This is a genomic window from Tabrizicola sp., from assembly GCF_022842145.1.
Taxonomy (GTDB): domain Bacteria; phylum Pseudomonadota; class Alphaproteobacteria; order Rhodobacterales; family Rhodobacteraceae; genus Tabrizicola.
On the sequence record NZ_JALHQD010000002.1, the window covers coordinates 230,852 to 246,855 of the forward strand.

Annotated in this window: 14 protein-coding genes; 2 read left to right on the plus strand and 12 right to left on the minus strand. The window is 65.9% G+C overall.

Annotated features, from left to right (window positions below; all coding sequences use genetic code 11):
- Positions 1–58: 58 nt before the first annotated feature.
- The 12 genes from acsF to bchF form a co-directional block, all read right to left on the minus strand.
- Entirely contained in the window at positions 59–1,171 is a 1,113-nt protein-coding gene (gene acsF / locus Q0C42_RS06220) for a magnesium-protoporphyrin IX monomethyl ester (oxidative) cyclase (RefSeq protein WP_295073539.1), read from the minus strand.
- Positions 1,168–1,464, minus strand: coding sequence for a hypothetical protein (locus tag Q0C42_RS06225; RefSeq protein WP_295073543.1), 297 nt, complete (start codon positions 1,462–1,464; stop codon positions 1,168–1,170). The genes acsF and Q0C42_RS06225 overlap by 4 nt, the downstream gene beginning before the upstream one ends.
- 12 nt (positions 1,465–1,476) lie before the next feature.
- Complete coding sequence (gene puhC, locus Q0C42_RS06230) at positions 1,477–1,941, minus strand: photosynthetic complex assembly protein PuhC (RefSeq protein WP_295073545.1); 465 nt, start codon at positions 1,939–1,941, stop codon at positions 1,477–1,479.
- A gap of 9 nt (positions 1,942–1,950) precedes the next feature.
- Positions 1,951–2,583: a photosynthetic complex putative assembly protein PuhB gene (gene puhB, locus Q0C42_RS06235; RefSeq protein ID WP_295073548.1), complete on the minus strand. Its 633-nt coding sequence runs from the start codon at positions 2,581–2,583 to the stop codon at positions 1,951–1,953.
- Positions 2,584–2,647: 64 nt separating this feature from the next.
- Positions 2,648–3,415, minus strand: coding sequence for a photosynthetic reaction center subunit H (puhA, locus tag Q0C42_RS06240; protein WP_295073551.1), 768 nt, complete (start codon positions 3,413–3,415; stop codon positions 2,648–2,650).
- A gap of 17 nt (positions 3,416–3,432) precedes the next feature.
- Positions 3,433–4,866 carry a PucC family protein gene (locus tag Q0C42_RS06245; RefSeq protein WP_295073553.1) on the minus strand — a complete coding sequence of 478 codons (1,434 nt, stop codon included), beginning with the start codon at positions 4,864–4,866 and terminating at the stop codon, positions 3,433–3,435.
- Entirely contained in the window at positions 4,863–5,531 is a 669-nt protein-coding gene (bchM, locus tag Q0C42_RS06250; RefSeq protein WP_295073556.1) for a magnesium protoporphyrin IX methyltransferase, read from the minus strand. The genes Q0C42_RS06245 and bchM overlap by 4 nt, the downstream gene beginning before the upstream one ends.
- Position 5,532: 1 nt before the next feature.
- Positions 5,533–6,435 carry a ferredoxin:protochlorophyllide reductase (ATP-dependent) iron-sulfur ATP-binding protein gene (bchL, locus tag Q0C42_RS06255; protein ID WP_295073559.1) on the minus strand — a complete coding sequence of 301 codons (903 nt, stop codon included), beginning with the start codon at positions 6,433–6,435 and terminating at the stop codon, positions 5,533–5,535.
- Between the two features lie 25 nt (positions 6,436–6,460).
- A complete protein-coding gene (locus Q0C42_RS06260; protein ID WP_295073561.1) occupies positions 6,461–10,045 on the minus strand; it encodes a magnesium chelatase subunit H in 3,585 nt (1,194 codons plus the stop codon).
- Positions 10,035–11,588 carry a ferredoxin:protochlorophyllide reductase (ATP-dependent) subunit B gene (gene bchB / locus Q0C42_RS06265; RefSeq protein ID WP_295073564.1) on the minus strand — a complete coding sequence of 518 codons (1,554 nt, stop codon included), beginning with the start codon at positions 11,586–11,588 and terminating at the stop codon, positions 10,035–10,037. The genes Q0C42_RS06260 and bchB overlap by 11 nt, the downstream gene beginning before the upstream one ends.
- Positions 11,585–12,856, minus strand: coding sequence for a ferredoxin:protochlorophyllide reductase (ATP-dependent) subunit N (locus tag Q0C42_RS06270; RefSeq protein WP_295073566.1), 1,272 nt, complete (start codon positions 12,854–12,856; stop codon positions 11,585–11,587). The genes bchB and Q0C42_RS06270 overlap by 4 nt, the downstream gene beginning before the upstream one ends.
- Positions 12,853–13,362, minus strand: coding sequence for a 2-vinyl bacteriochlorophyllide hydratase (gene bchF, locus Q0C42_RS06275; RefSeq protein WP_295073569.1), 510 nt, complete (start codon positions 13,360–13,362; stop codon positions 12,853–12,855). Before bchF ends, Q0C42_RS06270 begins: the two co-directional genes overlap by 4 nt.
- A gap of 326 nt (positions 13,363–13,688) precedes the next feature.
- Here bchF and Q0C42_RS06280 point away from each other — a divergent pair, with 326 nt between their 5' ends.
- Together Q0C42_RS06280 and ppsR are read left to right on the plus strand one after the other, a co-directional pair.
- Complete coding sequence (locus Q0C42_RS06280) at positions 13,689–14,528, plus strand: hypothetical protein (RefSeq protein ID WP_295073572.1); 840 nt, start codon at positions 13,689–13,691, stop codon at positions 14,526–14,528.
- Entirely contained in the window at positions 14,518–15,918 is a 1,401-nt protein-coding gene (gene ppsR / locus Q0C42_RS06285) for a transcriptional regulator PpsR (RefSeq protein WP_295073575.1), read from the plus strand. The genes Q0C42_RS06280 and ppsR overlap by 11 nt, the downstream gene beginning before the upstream one ends.
- Positions 15,919–16,004 lie beyond the last annotated feature (86 nt).

Genomic DNA, 16,004 nt, shown 5'->3' on the forward strand with positions numbered 1-16,004 from the left:
GGGACGCGCCCATCCCGCATCCTACCTGCCGCCGAAGCGACGGTATGATGGTGTGAGGTCAATACGTCGGCTCCATCCGCACATTGGCGGGCGGGGTCGAGCGGATGACCGGTATGAGGTAAAGCCGGGCGAAGGCGAGCATCGCGCGGGCCGAGGCGGTGGCATGCGCGACGCGGCCGGAAAGGCCACCTTTGCGCTTGCCCCTTTCCATGTCGATCATCGCGGCGTTCATCCGGTTGAGGTTCGGAATCCAGGCCTTGTGGTCGATGTCGATCTCCATCGGGAAGACCTGCTTCGCGATGGCCGAGGTCTTGCGGTAGACCTCCTGGTCATACCAGTCGATGTCGACGCCGAGGGCGTTGTGGAAGTCCTTCCGGGCGTGGTCGCGGACCCACATCGTCGAGTAGACGGCGACGAGGAAGAACTTGATCCAGAGCTTGTTGCTGAAGCTTTGGGTCAGTTTCGGGTCGGTCCGCATGAGAAGCGCGAAGGCCTCTCCGTGGGAGAACTCGTCGTTGCACCATTCGCGGAACCATTTGAAGATCGGGTGGAAGCGCTGTTCGGGATGCGCTTCGAGGTGCCTGTAGATGGTGATGTAGCGGGCGTAGCCGATCTTTTCCGACAGGTAGGTCGCGTAGTAGATGAACTTCGGCCGGAAGTAGGTGTACTTCTTGGCCTTGGTCAGGAAGCCGAGGTTCACGGCAACGCCCGCCTCGCGCAGGGCGTCGTTGATGAAGCCGGCATGGCGGGCCTCGTCGCGGGCCATGTAGTTGAACAGCTCGCAGATGTCGGCGTTGGTGCCGCGGCGCTTCATCTCCTTGTAAAGGACACAGCCGGAGAATTCGGCGGTGCAGGAGCTGACGAGGAAGTCGATGAATTCGGTGCGCAGGGCGGGGTCCATGCCTTCCCAGTCGACGGTGTCCCAGGCTTCGGTCTTCTTGAAGTGACCCTTGTTCGGGTCGGACTTCATCTGGGCCAGAAGCGCGTCCCATTCCTTGCGGACGGGGGTCACGTCGACGCGGTCCATCTCGTCGAAGTCGGTGGTGTAGAAGCGCGGGTTCAGCAGCGTCGTCTCTGTCGCCATCGCGGTGGTGTCGAACTTGCCCGCGAGTTCAGAGTGAAGCTCGCCGTGGGTGGTGTCGTGGGTGTTTTCCGGGGCGAGGTCTTTCATTGCAGAAGCTCCTCTGAAAACGAGAATTCGCACAGTTCCATGAAGCCGAAATCACCGGTCATCCGGGTCCAGAGCCGTTCGATGGGCGTGGCGCGGGTGATGGTGGCGGTGCGGTCCTCGACGATGACCTCGCCGTAGGCGGCAAGGACGGGGGCGCCGTGGACCAGGACTTCGTCCCCGGGATGGACGACCGCGCCGTTGTTGAAGCGGACGTGGGCGTGCAGGCTTTCGAACCGGTGGCTGACTTCGACCGTGCAGGGCACGATCTCTTTCGCTTTGGTGAAGATACCCATGATTTCGTTCCCTTATTGTTGATCGAGAAGCCGCTCTACGGCAGCTTTGTTATCGTTCCCGAAGGCGTAGAGTTCGATCGACGCCCCCGAGGCAGGGTCTTCGGCCACGAGGCGGCCGTTGTCATACTTGACGATTCTGATCGGCGGGTTGCCTTCCACGCGGGCCACGGTGCGGGCGCGCTGGATGGCGTTCTGGATCACGGTGATGAAGCCGCCGTGGTCCATGTCGGCAAGAAGGGTGCCGTCCTTGTCGTAGACGGTCACGGCCTGGGCCGAGCGGCCTTCCAGGATCAGCTCGCGTTCGGCGATCACGGTCCCGGCCTGCGGTGTGCCGGTGGCCGGGCGGTCGGTGATGACGGCGAAGCTGGTGATCGCCAGCGCCGAAAGGGCAAGGGCGAGCATTCCCCAGAGCAGCGTCCGCGGGATCATCTCGCGTTCGTGGCTGGGGCGGTCGGCGAGGGTTTTCATGTAGGACATCGGACCCCCCTATTCCGCGGCCAACGCGCTTTGAGGCGCGAAGGAGACGACGGGTTCGTTCAGCCTGGTCTGGGCCGCGTCCGACAGGATCCGGGCCACGCGGGCGGCGTCGGGGATGCAGCGGAAGGCGGGCTGGACCTTCTTCGCGAAACCGGGGCGCAGGTGCGGCCAGAGCGCGAGGTAGGAGATGTGCTGGCCCGGGACGAGGTCCAGCGCGATGGTGCCGGTGCCGGTCATCGGGCGGGTGGCAAGCGAGGCGGAGGCGACCTTGGTGAAGGGCACGGTCCAGGTGACTTGCAGCGCGGCGCCGATGCGCAGGATCACCCGGTGGGTGGTGATCGAGTAGATCGCGGCTTTCGCCACGGCGCGGGCGAGCAGGCGGATCACGCCATAGCCAGCCAGCGCCAGGGCAAGATAGGGCAGGAAGACCGCGACCGAGAGGCCGAAGCCTCCGTCCGCAAAGGCCATGCTGGCACGCCAGACGGCGATGGCCAGAAGGTAGCCCAGGACCCAGTTCGCCTTGAAGGCTTCGCGGGCAAGGGCGGCAGGATCGGGACTGCCTTGCCAGAGCAGGTCTTCACCCGCGGGCAGGGGTTTCGGCAGGCCGGGTTGGCTTTCGAAGTCGAAATCATGGTCTGACATGGCAGACCCTTTCGTCACTGGGGTAAGACGAAGCGGCGCGGGCGCGCGCCGCTTCCCTTCGTCGTCAGTAGCCGCGCTTGCGGCCTGTGGCATACATATAGCCCGAGGCGACATAGGCCGAGATCTTCTCTTCCTCGAGCTTGGTCACGCTGGTCTGGCTTTTCGTCGCGGGGATCGCGTCGAAGAGGTCGGAGGTGATCGCGTTGATCCGGACGCGGTCGGCCCAGATCTTGCACATCGTCATCGGCACAAGGCGGGTAGCGCCAGAGTTGAGGTCCAGTTCCAGATAGCGGACCAGCTGTTCCGGCACGTCGACCCACATGTCCTTGACCCGGCCGACGACCTCAAGATCGCCCGCCTGAACCGGCAGCCCCCGCGGATCGCGGCCAGCGCTGACCGCCATGCCGTCGACCTTGGACAGGGGCTGGAGCTTGGCGTGGCCGTGGGCGTCAACCTCGGGCTCGTCGCGGCGCGGCACCCAGGAGGCGGGGCCGACACCGTCCAGCATCGGGTTGCCGGTCGGAGCATGCGGGAAGCCTTCGGACACGGCGGTCCGCGCCAGGGCGAGATCGGTGCGACGATGCGCGGCCTCGTTCTCGGCCGATGGCACGGTCACAGAGCCCTTGCCCAGCGGCAGGACGAAGGTCTTTGGCCTCGGAACGGGGAACGGGCCCTGGTTCGCGGCCTTGGTTCCGTCCTCGTTTTCCAGCGGGTAGCCTTCGCGCATGTTCTCGGTCTGCAGATAGTAGATCAGCACGGCGAAGAAGCCCCAGAAGAGCCAGATCGACAGGCTCGCCAGATCGAAGTTTCCAAAGAAATTAACACCAACCATGCAGGGGTCCTCCGTTGTCAGGTTGGGAATTCGGTCAGCCGCAAGTGCGACTGGCCTTGGTCCGGTGTGGATTGCGGTAAGCCGATGCGGACCAGCGGGCCCAGAACGGCAAGTGTGATGAAGATGAGGGCGATCTCGACGTGGTAGACCACCGTGTAACCCAGGCTGGCGTCGTGGATCGCGCCCATGAAACCGAGGTCGACGAGATGGGCCACCGCGTCGCGCAGGGTGCCTCCCACCAGGATCGCTAGGCCGGCGGCCGTGGCCTGGGCCGATCCCCAGGCGCCAAGGATCAGGCCCGCGCCAAGCGTGCCCTTGGTGCGCTGCATGGCGGCGTTCAAGGTCGACAGGCCGAAGACGCCGTTCCCGAGACCGATGGCGAAGGCCCCGGCATAAAAGACGATCCAGCTGTCCAGCGGGCTGGCGAAGATCACGGCCGAGAAGGCGGCGACGCCGATCAGAAGCCCGGTGGCCGCCTGACGGTAGGGGTCTGCGCCGAGCGAAAGCCTACGGGTCGCCCACAGGAAGCCGACCAGCGCGCCAAGCGCCCAGAGGGCCGTGAGGACCGTGGTGGCCGAGACGGAAAGGCCAAGCACCTGACCGCCGTAGGGTTCCAGCAGAACGTCCTGCATGTTGAACGCAAGGGTGCCAAGGAAGACCACGACCAGAAGCCGGCGCGCGCCCTCCTGGTGCATCAGTTCCTTCCAGGCCCCGGTGAACGAGGGGCGGGGGGCCGCACGCTCGGCCTTGGACATCGGTTTCACGCGCTCCTGCTTCCAGAAGGCGATGACGTTCAGGATCAGCGTGACGGCGGCGCAGCCCTGCACGACCTGGACCAGCCAGAGCGGTTCATAGTTCCGCAGGAGGAAGCCCACGATCAGGGCCGAGATGCCCATGCCGACAAGGTAGAGGATGTAGAGCATCGCCACGACGCGGGGCCGGGTGTCGTCGGTGGCCCGGTCGGCGGCAAGTGCCAGGCCCGCGGTCTGGACCATGTGCATCCCGAGGCCCGCCATCAGGAAGGCCACGGCCGCAAGGACCTCGCCCGCCCAGGTGGGACCCTTGAACTGGTCGCCGGAGAGGACGATCAGGGCGAAGGGCATGACGGCAAGGCCGCCCATCTGCCAGAGCGAGCCGAACCACAGGTAGGGGATGCGCTTCCAGCCGAGGGCAGAGCGGTAGGTGTCGGAGCGGTGACCAAGCAGCGCGCGGAACGGTGCGACGAGGACCGGGATCGAGATCATCAGGGCGACGACCATCGCCGGAACCGACAGTTCCACGATCATCACGCGGTTCAGGGTGCCAAGGAGCAGCACCTGCGCCATGCCGACCGAGACCTGGAAAAGTGCAAGGCGCCAGAGCTGGCCAATGGGCAGATCTTCCGACGCCGCATCGGCGAAGGGCATCCAGCGGGGGCCGAGTTTCGAGACGTCCTTGCGGCGGAGGATCATGTGCGATGCTCCAGGCATTCCGAGATGTAGAAGCCCGAGGTGATGCGTCCGACTTTCGTGAGCGCGCCGGGGCAGTGCCTGGCCAGGCGAGCGGCGTCATGCGGGATCATGGTGGGCGAGCGGTCCGAGCGGGGGAAAAGCTTGCCCAGCGTGAAGAAGGCCATGAGGAACGGCGTGCGCGGGGCGACGGTGAAGACGATGGATTGGGCGGTGCGGTTCGCGACATTGTCGATCACGCGGCCGATGTCGGCATCGCGGTAGTAGATCAGGCTGTCCATCGCGAGGGTGAAGTCGAAGCGGCCGAGGGCCGGGTCGGACATGTCGCCGGCGTGGAAGTCCACCTGGGTGGTCAGGGCCGGGTGCAGGCGGCGCTTGGCGATGTCGATGAGCTGGGGCGAGATGTCGACGGCGGTAACTTGCGCCCCGCGGAGCGCCAGTTCCGACGCCATCGCTCCGGTGCCGCAGCCCGCGTCCAGCACCCGCGCGCCGCGCAGGTCCTGCGGCAGGCGCGACAGCATCAGGGCGCGCATCTGGTCGCGGCCCTTGCGGACCGTCTCACGGATGCGGGAGACCTTTTCGTGGCTTGTCAGCCGCTCCCAGGTCTGGGTCGCGGTGCGGTCGAAGTAGGTCTCGACGCGGTCGCGGGTGAGGCTGTAGTCGGGCATCTCAATCAAATCCAAGCAGTTCGAAGATTTCGCGGTCGGGCAGCGGTTGCGGGGTGGAGCCTTCGCCGTTCACGGACCGCCAGAGCGCGTCGGCGAGCCGCATGTATTCGGCGCGGGCGCTGACGATGTCCTGCTCGTCGTCCATCTCGAAGAGGGTCTTCTTCTTCAGGCGGCTGCGGCGGATCGCGTCGATGTCGGGCATGTGGGCCAGCCGGTTGAAGCCGACGCGGGCGCAGTAGCGGTCGATCTCGTCGGTTTCACGGCTGCGGTTGGCGACGCAGCCGGCGAGGCGGACCTTGTAATTGCCGGACTTTGCCTGGACGGCGGCAATGATACGGTTCATCGCGTAGATCGAGTCGAAGTCGTTCGCCGTGACGATGACGGCGCGGTCGGCGTGCTGGAGGGGGGCCGCGAAGCCGCCGCAGACGACGTCGCCGAGGACGTCGAAGATCACGACGTCGGTGTCCTCAAGCAGGTGGTGCTGTTTCAAGAGTTTCACCGTTTGGCCGACGACATAGCCGCCGCAGCCGGTGCCTGCGGGCGGTCCGCCCGCCTCCACGCATTTCACGCCGTTGAAGCCGGTGGCGACGTAATCCTCGGGGCGGAGTTCCTCGGAGTGGAAGTCGACCTCTTTGAGGATGTCGATGACGGTGGGTTGCAGGCGCCCGGTCAGGGTGAAGGTCGAGTCGTGCTTCGGGTCGCAGCCGATCTGCAGCACGCGCTTGCCCATCATGGAAAAGGCGGCGGAGAGGTTCGACGAGGTGGTCGATTTGCCGATGCCGCCCTTGCCGTAGACCGAGAAGACCTTGGCGCCTTCGATTTTCAGGGACGGGTCCAGTGCGACCTGGACGGAGCCTTCGCCGTCAAGGCCGCGAAGGTTCGGAATTTCGTCGCGCGGGCTCATGTCGTGGCCCCTTTCATGTGAGGTGTCATTCTGCGGCGATCCCTTCCAGGCGATCCTCAAGTTCGTCGGCGGCGGTTTGCAGCGCGGCGAGGGTGGCGGGATCGGGTGTCCAATAGGCGCGATCCGAGGCTTCCAGCAGGCGCTGGGCCATGCGGGAGGAGGCTTCGGGGTTGAGAGCAGCGAGGCGGCGGCGCATGGCCTCATCCGTAACGAAGGTCTCGGTCAGGCGCTGGTAGACCCAGGGCTCGACCTTGCCGGTGGTGGCAGACCAGCCGAAGGTGTTCGAGACGTGGGATTCGATCAGGCGCACTCCCTCGGCCCCGTGGCGAAGAAGGCCTTCGTAGAACTTGGGGTTCAGGGTGCGAGTGCGGCTTTCCAGCGCGATCTGGTCGGACAGGGTGCGGACGGTGCCGCCGCCGCGGGTCTGGTCGCCGATGTAGACGGGTGTGTCCTGGCCGCCACGGGCGCGCTTCACGGCGCGGGCGATGCCGCCGAGGGTGTCGAAGTAGTGGTCGACCGAGGTGACGCCCAGTTCGACGGATTCGAGGTTCTGGTAGGCGAGGTCGACGTCCTTCAGGGCCTTCTGCAGCAGCGCCGGATTGCCGGTGGCCTTGCCGGTGACGCCGTAAGCGAAGCTCTTGCGGTTCTGGTAGGCGTCGGCGAGTTCGTCCTCATCCCCGAAGGCAGAGCTGTCGACGAGGATATTGACGTTTGAGCCGTAGGCCCCTTCGGCGTTGGAAAAGACGCGGAGGGCAGCGGTTTCCATGTCGCAGCCCATTTCGGACGCGTAGCGGAGCGCGTGGGCGCGGATGAAGTTCAGCTCCTCAGGCTCATCTGCGGTGGCGGCCTTGAGGGCGGCTTCGGCCAGCATCCGGGTTTGCAGGGGCAAGAGGTCGCGGAAGATGCCGGAGAGGGTCATCACCACGTCGATGCGCGGGCGGCCGAGTTCGGCCAGCGGGACGAGTTCGGCGCCGCAGAGGCGGCCGTAATTGTCGAAGCGGGGCTTGGCGCCCATCAGCGACAGGGCCTGAGCGATCGGGCCGCCGTCGGATTTGATGTTGTCGCTGCCCCAGAGAACCAGCGCCACGGTGCGCGGCAGGGTCGGGTGGGTCGCCAGCAGCCGGTCGGCCTGAGCCTTGCCATCGGCGAGCGCGAAGGCGGTCGGCATCCGGAACGGGTCGAAGGCGTGGATGTTGCGGCCCGTGGGCAGGATCTGCGGCGAGCGGATCAGGTCGCCGCCGGGGACGGGGGAGATGTAGCGACCGCCAAGAGCGCGGAGGAGGGCGGGGATTTCGGTGTCGGTTTGCAGGTGCTGCGCCGCTGCCGCGCGGGCCTCGGCGTCGTCGGGCATCAGGGCCAGGTATTCGGCACGCTGGGCGTCGGTCATGGGCCGCCCGAGGACGTGAAGGCCGTCGGTGATGAGGGCGCCTTCGGTTTCCAACAGCTTTAGCCAGAGCGCGTCGGGGTTGGACGGGTCCATGTCGACGGCGCGGGCCTGTTCGGCGATCAGGAGGCCGAGGTCCTCGCGGTCGGGTGCATCCGGCGACAGGGCGCGGAAGCGGGTGAGGCTGTCCTTGAGGTCGACAAGGCCCTTGTAGAGGCCGGATTGCGCCAAGGGCGGGGTCAGGTGGGTGACGGTGACGGCGTTGGAGCGGCGCTTGGCCAGCGTTGCCTCGGACGGATTGTTCGCGGCGTAGAGGTAGACGTTGGGCAGGTTGCCGATCAGACGGTCGGGCCAGCATTTGCCAGAGAGACCGGCCTGCTTGCCGGGCATGAACTCAAGCGCCCCGTGCATCCCGAAGTGCAGCAGGACGTCCGCGCCGAAATCGCGTTTCATCCAGTCGTAGAAGGCGGTGAAGGCGTGGGTCGGGGCGAAGCCTTTCTCGAACAGAAGGCGCATCGGGTCGCCTTCGTAGCCGAAGACGGGCTGGATGCCGACGAAGACATTGCCGAACTGCTGGCCAAGAACGAAGACGTCTGCCCCGTTCGACTGCGCACGCCCGGGTGCGGGACCCCAGACCTTTTCGGTTTCACTCAGCCAGCGGGACCGGCGGACCAGTTCCGAGGCAGGGATGCGGGCGGCGACGTTGGCGGGCTGGCCGAAAGCGGCGGCGTTGCCTTGCAGGACGGCGGCGCGAAGGGCGTCCACACTTGCCGGAGGGGCGACGTCATAGCCGTCGGCCTTCATCGCGTGAAGGGTGTTGAGAAGGCTTTCGAAGACGCCGAGGTAGGCGGCGGTGCCGACGGCCCCGGCGTTCGGCGGGAAGCCGTAAAGGACGATGGCAACCTTGCGCTGGGCCACTTCGGACCGGCGGAGGGAGGCAAGACGAAAGACCTTTTCAGACAGCGCCTCGATGCGTTCGAAGCAGGGGGCCATCGTGCGGGAGGAGACATCCGCGGGCGCGAGGCACATTTTCGGGCAGCCGGCACAGCCGCTGGCATCGTGGCGGCCAGCGAAGACGGTGGGGTTGGTCGCGCCATCGATCTCGGGGAGCGCGATGAGCATGGTGGTCTCGACCGGGCCGAGGCCGCCTTCCGCGCCGGCCCATTGGCCAAGCGTCTGGAATTCCAGCGGGTGGGCGGCGATGTAGGGGGTGTCGAGCGCCGCAAGCGCGGCGATGGCGGCAGGGCTGTCGTTGTAGGCGGGGCCACCGACGAGGGAGAAGCCGGTGAGGGAGACAAGGGCGTCGATCCGGCCTTGGCCGAAGAAGGCGTCCATGGCGGGGCGGCCGTCAAGGCCCGCAGCGAAGGCTGGGATGCAGGCGATGCCGCGCGCCTCGAACGCGCGGATGACGGCGTCGTAATGCGCGGTGTCGGAGGCGAGGATGTAGGAGCGGAGCATCAGAAGGCCGACGGTGGCGGTGGTGCCATCGGGCTTGGGGAGAAGGCTCGGGTCGGTGAAGACGCGGGCGGCGACGTCGGGGTGGTAGAGGCCGACATCTGGGTAGTCGACCGGGAGCGCGGCCTTGACCTTGCGCCAGTCGCGATTGGGGGCGTAGCGGCTGACCAGGAAGCGGATCATGCCTTCGATGTTGTCGTCGGAGCCGCCCAGCCAGTACTGCATCGACAGGAACCAGGCGCGCATGTCCTGGGCCTTGCCGGGGATGAAGCGCAGGATCTTCGGCAGGCGGCGCAGCATCGCCATCTGCTTTTCGCCCGAGGAGCCGGAGGGCGACTTGCTGCCCCGGAGCTTCTTGAGGAAGGCCATCGCGCCCGAAGCGGGGAGCGACATGTCGAGGTCGCCCATCTTGGTCAGCTTGACGACCTGCGGGTCGGAGATGATGCCGACGCAGGCGTCGAGCTGGTCGCGGCGGGCCTGCATGTCGGGCAGGATCTGGGTCAGGTGCTCTTCCAGGAAGATCAGGTTCGCGACGACGATGTTGGCCTTGGCGACATCTGCACGGGCGCGGGCGAGGGAGGCCGGGTTCTCGGCCCATTCGGCGGCGGCGTGGACCGAGATGGCGATGCCGGGGAAGTCCTTGGCCAGACGGCCCGCGACGCGCTGGGCGGGGCCTGCGGCGTGGGCGTCGAGGGTGACGATGACAAAGTGGTAGAGGCCGTCCGACCCGGGCGTGGTCACCTTCGGCGATGTGTAACGGTCATCGCGCATAATGTGCCTTTGCTTCGTAAAGCGTCTCGATGCTGATCTGGGTGACGCCCTTTTCGGCGGCGTATTTCTCGGTGTTGCGGCGGGCCTTGGCGCGGACGAAGAAGGGGATCTTCTTCAGCTCGCGCTCGGCGTCCGGGAGCCAGTGGAGCGCGTCGGCGAGGGCCTGGGCGGCCTCGATCATCTGGGAGGCGGCGTTGGGCGTCGGCTCCAGGATCGGGGCGGGCGCGGGCGTTGCCTTGCCGCCGTGGTGGCTGGGGCCGGCGGCGTCGTGGAATTCGAAATCCTCGCGGAACATGGTGAGGAGATGTTCTTCGAGGCCCATGACGAGGGGGTGGATCCAGGTGTCGAAAAGGACGTTCGCGCCCTCGAAGCCCATCTGGGGCGAGTAGCGGGCGGGGAAGTCCTGGACGTGGACGGGGGCCGAGATCACGGCGCAGGCGATGCCGAGGCGCTTGGCGATGTGGCGTTCCATCTGCGTGCCGAGGATCAGTTCCGGGGCGGCGGCGATGATGGCGGCTTCGACGTCGAGGTAGTCGTCGGAAATCAGCGCCTCCAGCCCGTAGTCCTTGGCGCAGGCGCGCATCGGGCGGGCGAATTCGCGGTTGTAGCAACCAAGGCCGACGACCTCGAAGCCGATCTCTTCGCGGGCGACGCGGGCGGCGGCCATGGCGTGGGTGGCGTCGCCGAAGATGAAGACGCGCTTGTTGGTGAGGTAGGTCGAGTCGACGGAAGCCGACCACCAGGGCTGGCGGAGGTTCTTTTCGTCGACATCTGCGCTGACATTGGCCAGGGCGGCCACTTCGGCGATGAACTCGCGGGTGGCTTGCGCGCCGATGGGGATGGTTTTCGTCCAGGGTTGCGCGTGGGTCTTTTCCAGCCAGCGGGCGGCGCCTTCGCCGGTCTCCGGGTAGAGGAGCACGTTGAAATGGGCGGCGGGAAGGCGGGCGAGGTCTGCGGGCGAGGCGTCGAGGGGGGCGGCGACGTTGATGGCGATGCCCATGCTGCGCAGGAGGTTGGCGATTTCGGTAACGTCGTCGCGGTGGCGGAAGCCAAGCGCGGTCGCGCCGAGGATGTTGCAGGAGACTTCTGCGGTGCGATCGCAGGGCTTGGCCAAGGCGCGGGTCAGGGCGAGGAAGGTCTCGTCCGCGCCGAAGTTTTCCTTGCGGGAGTAGCTGGGCAGGTCGAGGGGGACCACGGGGCAAGGCAGGCCCAAGGTCGAGGCGAGGCCGCCGGGGTCGTCCTGGATCAGCTCGGCGGTGCAGGAGGCGCCGACGATCATCGCTTGCGGCTTGAAGCGGTCATAGGCGCCTTGTGCTGCGCGCTTGAAGAGGTTGGCGGTGTCGGCGCCAAGGTCCGAGGCCTGGAAGGTGGTGAAGGTGACCGGCGGGCGGTGGTTCCGACGCTCGATCATCGTGAAGAGGAGGTCGGCGTAGGTGTCGCCTTGTGGCGCGTGGAGGACGTAGTGGACGTCCTTCATGCCGGTGGCGACGCGCATTGCACCGACGTGCGGGGGGCCTTCGTAGGTCCAGAGGGTGAGTTTCATGCTTGAGCCCCTTCCAGAAGCGCGCGGCGGCGGAGGGGGCGGGAGAAGAGGCCGGCGAGGTCGCCTGCCTGTTCGTAGAAATGGACCGGGGTGAAGACGAGTTCGATCGCCCATTTGGTGGCGTAACCGGCTGCTTCCAGCGGGTTCGCAAGGCCGAGGCCGCAGACGGTAAGGTCGGGCTTCAGGGCGGCGTGACGGTCAAGCTGCAGGTCGACGTCCTGGCCTTCGGAAAGGACGGTCTGCGGCAGGAGGGCGAGTTCCGGCTCCATCAGGCCGCGGTGGAGGTAGGGGGTGCCAACCTCGACCGGACGCATGCCGCATTCGCGGGCGAGGAAGCGCGCCAAGGGGATCTCAAGTTGGCTGTCGGGGAAGAGAAACAGCGTCTTGTCACGGAGCGTCTCGGCATGGACCGCGACGGCCTTGCGAGCGCGGGCGCGGGGGGCGGCGGTGACGGCCTCGAAGGTTTCAAGGGTGACGCCGTGGGTCTTGGCGACGGCGCGGAGCCAGTCGGTGGTGCCTTCCTCGCCGAAGGGGAAGGGGGCGGAGATACGCTCGCCGCCGCGCCGTTCAAGGGCGTGGGCGGTGTCGGCCAGGAAAGGCTGGGTCAGGATGAAGCGGGTGTTCGGGCCGACCTTGGGCGCGCCCGAGGCGCGGCGGGAGGGCAGGAAGCTGACGTTTTTGATGCCCATCTGGGTGAGAAGCGACAGGCACTGGTCCTCGACCACGTCAGGAAGCGCGCCGACGACGAGGAGGTTCGTGTCCGTGGTTTCCTCCAGGGACGGGACCATCGCGGCCAGGCAGGCGTCTTCGCCCTGGGTAAAGGTCGTCTCGATCCCGGAGCCGGAGTAGTTGTAGACCCGGACCGCGCCGCCGTGGCGGGCGTTCAGGCGTTCGGCGGTGCGCGAGAGGTCCAGCTTGATGACCTCGGACGGGCAGGAGCCGACGAGGAAGAGCTGGCGGATGTCGGGGCGGCGGGAGAGAAGGCGTTCAACCTCACGCTCAAGCTCGGTATGGGCGTCGGCAAGACCGGCGAGGTCCTTCTCTTCGAGAATCGCGGTGCCGAATCGTGGTTCGGCGAAGATCATGACGCCGGCGGCAGACTGCAGAAGATGCGCGCAGGTGCGGGAGCCGACCACTAGGAAGAAGGCGTCCTGCATCTTGCGGTGCAGCCAGATGATCCCCGTCAGGCCGCAGAACACCTCACGCTGGCCGCGTTCGCGGAGGACGGGAGTGTGCAGGCAGCCGGTGGTCGGGGTGTCGAGGCTCATGCCGGTTGGCCCCCTGTGGGTGCATCGGCTGCGGCCGTGTCAAGCCGGGCGCGGCGGAGCTTCAGCAGGAACTGCGCTGCGTTGAGCGCGTAGGCCGCATAGGCCGCGAGCGTGACCAGCATCAGCTGCAGCGGCGTCAGCGTTTCGGTAAGCAGGCCATAGAGATACAGCGTGTGCAGCGCGATGACGCCGAAGCTGACGACATCTTCCCAGAAGAAGGCGGGGGCGAAGAGATACTGGCCGAAGACGACCTTTTCCCAGATCGCGCCGGTGACCATGATGGTGTATAGAAGTGCGGTCTTCAGGAGGATCGAGACGGTCGCAGCGGTGTAGCCGTCCCCCGTCAGAAGGTAGCGCAGGACGAGGACAAGCGAGACGGCGAAGACCAGGAACTGGAGGGGCGCGAGAACACCCTGGACCGTGGTCCAGACCGTTGCATCCCGGCTGGCGCGCTGGCTGGGCGTGTAGAGCGGTCTGAAAGATTTCTGTGAGGCCGGATCGGACATTTCCTACGCCTCTCCCTTAAGCCGCGTTGACACTCAAAGTAGTCAGGCAGCACTGTCTGTCAATGTAGATTTACACATCAGTCCCATATTTTGGGCGCGGACCAGAACCCAGTCCCGTGGTTCTGTCCGGCCCAAAGCAAAAACAAAGCCTTTGTTTTCAGGGGGATGAGGGAATTGCAGCACGCTCGCCTGCAGGTAGTGTCAATTTAGATGGACATGTCGTGCAGTTTCGAGTGTCATGCAGATGCGAGTCGACGGCTTCATATTGCGCTCAAGCAGTGCTATCTTGCCCCGGCATCTGTGGTAGGACCCAGGGAGGGTCACCGATGCGTGACAATGGGATACCGGAAGCTCAGGGCCTGACTGGCCTGGATTGGTTTGCTGGGCTTGCCAAGGAGGCGTTGGGTCGGTTGGTGTTGGTGCGCGACCAGGAAGGCGCCGTGGTAAGGCAAGATCACCTTGATCATTTCCTGCGGGTTCTTCGCGAACCCCGGGCGATCGACCCTGCGGTGATGCTTGCCGAGATGATGACCCGTCAGCTTGATCCGGCCACCGTGGCCTGCCTTTATGCCCCCGCAGCAGCGCGGCATCTTGGCGAGGGCTGGGCGGCGGACGAGATCAGCTTCATCGACGTCACGATCGGCACGGAAAAGCTGCACGGTCTGGTGCGCAAGGTGGACGAGTTGCTTGCCGAAGTCAGACCGGCGACGGGGCCCTCGGCCCTGATCCTGGTGTCAGAGGCCGAGCAGCACACGCTGGGCGCCCTTGTGTTGGCGCTGGAATTGCGGCTGGCGGGGTTCAGCGCGATGGTGCGGGTCGCCCCGATGCCAATGGAACTTACCCAGTTGATGGCAGGGAACCGCTTCGACCTGGCGCTGGTTTCCCTGGGCTGCACGGCGGCACTTGAGTCCGGGGTCAGCCTGGTGCGGACCCTTCGGCTGCTGTCGCGGAACAACGATCTGTGCATCTTCGTTGGCGGGGCGATCCCGGTGGCGGATGCGGTCTTGCTGAAGGAAACCGGAGCGGACCGTGTCCTGCGCGACGCATCGGCACTTCAGTCCGAGTATGATTCGTGTCGGGGAGGGCGCCAGCTTGATCGGGACAGGAAAAGAAGCCAAAGGAATGTTGTCCAGGCTTTGTTGAAAGGGGACGGAGTTGACCAATGACGGGCAGTCGATCGCGGTGATGCCAGCCGACCTGGCCACGCGGAATGCCGTGCTGGATCTGGTAAGCGCCGGATCGGACCTGACTTTGGTCGTGCGCCCGGACCGGGTGGTGGAAACGGTGCTTGCGGCCCCGCAGTCGGGACTTGCCGCGCTGGTTACCGGCTGGGAAGGTCGCGAACTGAAGTCGCTTTTCGCCGAGGAAAGCTGGACCAAGCTGTCCGCGCGTCTGGCCGGTTCGGACAATGGATCGGCGCTGGAACTGAATCACGCGGGTCCGGTGCCCTACGAGTTTCCGGTGCGCTACGTGCTGCGCCGTTTGCCGGGTTCGGACACGCTTCTGATGATGGGCCGCGACCTGCGCCCGATGGCCGAGGTGCAGCAGCAGCTGGTGCAGGCGCACCGGGCCATCGGCCGGGACCACGAGTCGCAGCGCGAGCTGGAAACCCGCTACCGCGTGCTGATGGAAGAGAACTCGTTCCCGCTTCTCATCGTGTCCGAGACGACCGGGCGGATCGTGGACCTGAACAGCTCGGCCGCGCGGCTTTTGGGTGCGCAGCGCAGTGATCTGTTGAATTCGCCCGTCGCGCAGGAATTCGACGGCCGCCGCCGGGGCGAACTGATCGAGACACTGGCACGGAATGCCAACAGCGAGAGCGGCGATTATGTCGACCTGAACGTGCGGCGGACCTCGCAGCGGGTGAAGGTCAGCGCGAAGATGTTCCGCGCCTCGCGCGATCGGCTGCTGCTGTGCCGGATCGGTTTGTCGGAAAGCGCGCAGTCGCAGGAAAGCGACCGCAGCGTGATGATGCAGAACCTGTTCGAGAAGGGCACCGATGCGATCATCTTCGTCGATGGCAACGGGCTGATCAAGGCCGCGAACGAGGCCTTCCTGCACCTGACGGACAGCCACAGCGCCTCGGTCGTGATCGACCGGGCCTTTTCGGATTTCCTGTCGCGCGGCGCGGTGGACCTGAAGGTGCTCCTGGACAACGTCAAGCGCGTCGGTCACCTGCGGCATTACCGGACCCGGCTGAACACCGACTACATGGGCGAGGTCGCGGTCGAACTGTCGGCAGCGCTTTTCCAGGAAAACGGCAAGCAGATCATCGGCATCGTCGCCCGCGATTCCGTGGTGTCGGACCGGATCGTCTGGCCCGTTACCGGGACGGAGAACGAAGGCCTGCGCAATGTGATGCGACTGGTCGGCTATTCGACGCTGAAGGAAATCGTCGACGAGACGACCGAGATCATCGAAAAGATGTGCATCGAGGCCGCCCTGGAGATGTCCGGCAACAACCGCGCCGCTGCGGCCGAGCTTCTGAGCCTCTCGCGCCAGTCGCTGTATGTGAAGCTGCGCAAGTTCGGCATCCTGAACAAGGAAACCGACTGACCCGGGCTTGATCCAGGTCAAGTCCGGCGCTTTCCACTTCTGTCAACTTAAGTTGACACCGCCGACAGCGGCGGCTGCCTTGGCAG

What these genes read in the sequence shown, in the direction of transcription:
- acsF (WP_295073539.1), bottom strand. Translation starts at nt 1,171, where the DNA reads ATGAAAGACCTCGCCCCGGAAAACACCCACGACACCACCCACGGCGAG.
- Q0C42_RS06225 (WP_295073543.1), bottom strand. Translation starts at nt 1,464, where the DNA reads ATGGGTATCTTCACCAAAGCGAAAGAGATCGTGCCCTGCACGGTCGAA.
- puhC (WP_295073545.1), bottom strand. Translation starts at nt 1,941, where the DNA reads ATGTCCTACATGAAAACCCTCGCCGACCGCCCCAGCCACGAACGCGAG.
- puhB (WP_295073548.1), bottom strand. Translation starts at nt 2,583, where the DNA reads ATGTCAGACCATGATTTCGACTTCGAAAGCCAACCCGGCCTGCCGAAA.
- puhA (WP_295073551.1), bottom strand. Translation starts at nt 3,415, where the DNA reads ATGGTTGGTGTTAATTTCTTTGGAAACTTCGATCTGGCGAGCCTGTCG.
- Q0C42_RS06245 (WP_295073553.1), bottom strand. Translation starts at nt 4,866, where the DNA reads ATGATCCTCCGCCGCAAGGACGTCTCGAAACTCGGCCCCCGCTGGATG.
- bchM (WP_295073556.1), bottom strand. Translation starts at nt 5,531, where the DNA reads ATGCCCGACTACAGCCTCACCCGCGACCGCGTCGAGACCTACTTCGAC.
- bchL (WP_295073559.1), bottom strand. Translation starts at nt 6,435, where the DNA reads ATGAGCCCGCGCGACGAAATTCCGAACCTTCGCGGCCTTGACGGCGAA.
- Q0C42_RS06260 (WP_295073561.1), bottom strand. Translation starts at nt 10,045, where the DNA reads ATGCGCGATGACCGTTACACATCGCCGAAGGTGACCACGCCCGGGTCG.
- bchB (WP_295073564.1), bottom strand. Translation starts at nt 11,588, where the DNA reads ATGAAACTCACCCTCTGGACCTACGAAGGCCCCCCGCACGTCGGTGCA.
- Q0C42_RS06270 (WP_295073566.1), bottom strand. Translation starts at nt 12,856, where the DNA reads ATGAGCCTCGACACCCCGACCACCGGCTGCCTGCACACTCCCGTCCTC.
- bchF (WP_295073569.1), bottom strand. Translation starts at nt 13,362, where the DNA reads ATGTCCGATCCGGCCTCACAGAAATCTTTCAGACCGCTCTACACGCCC.
- Q0C42_RS06280 (WP_295073572.1), top strand. Translation starts at nt 13,689, where the DNA reads ATGCGTGACAATGGGATACCGGAAGCTCAGGGCCTGACTGGCCTGGAT.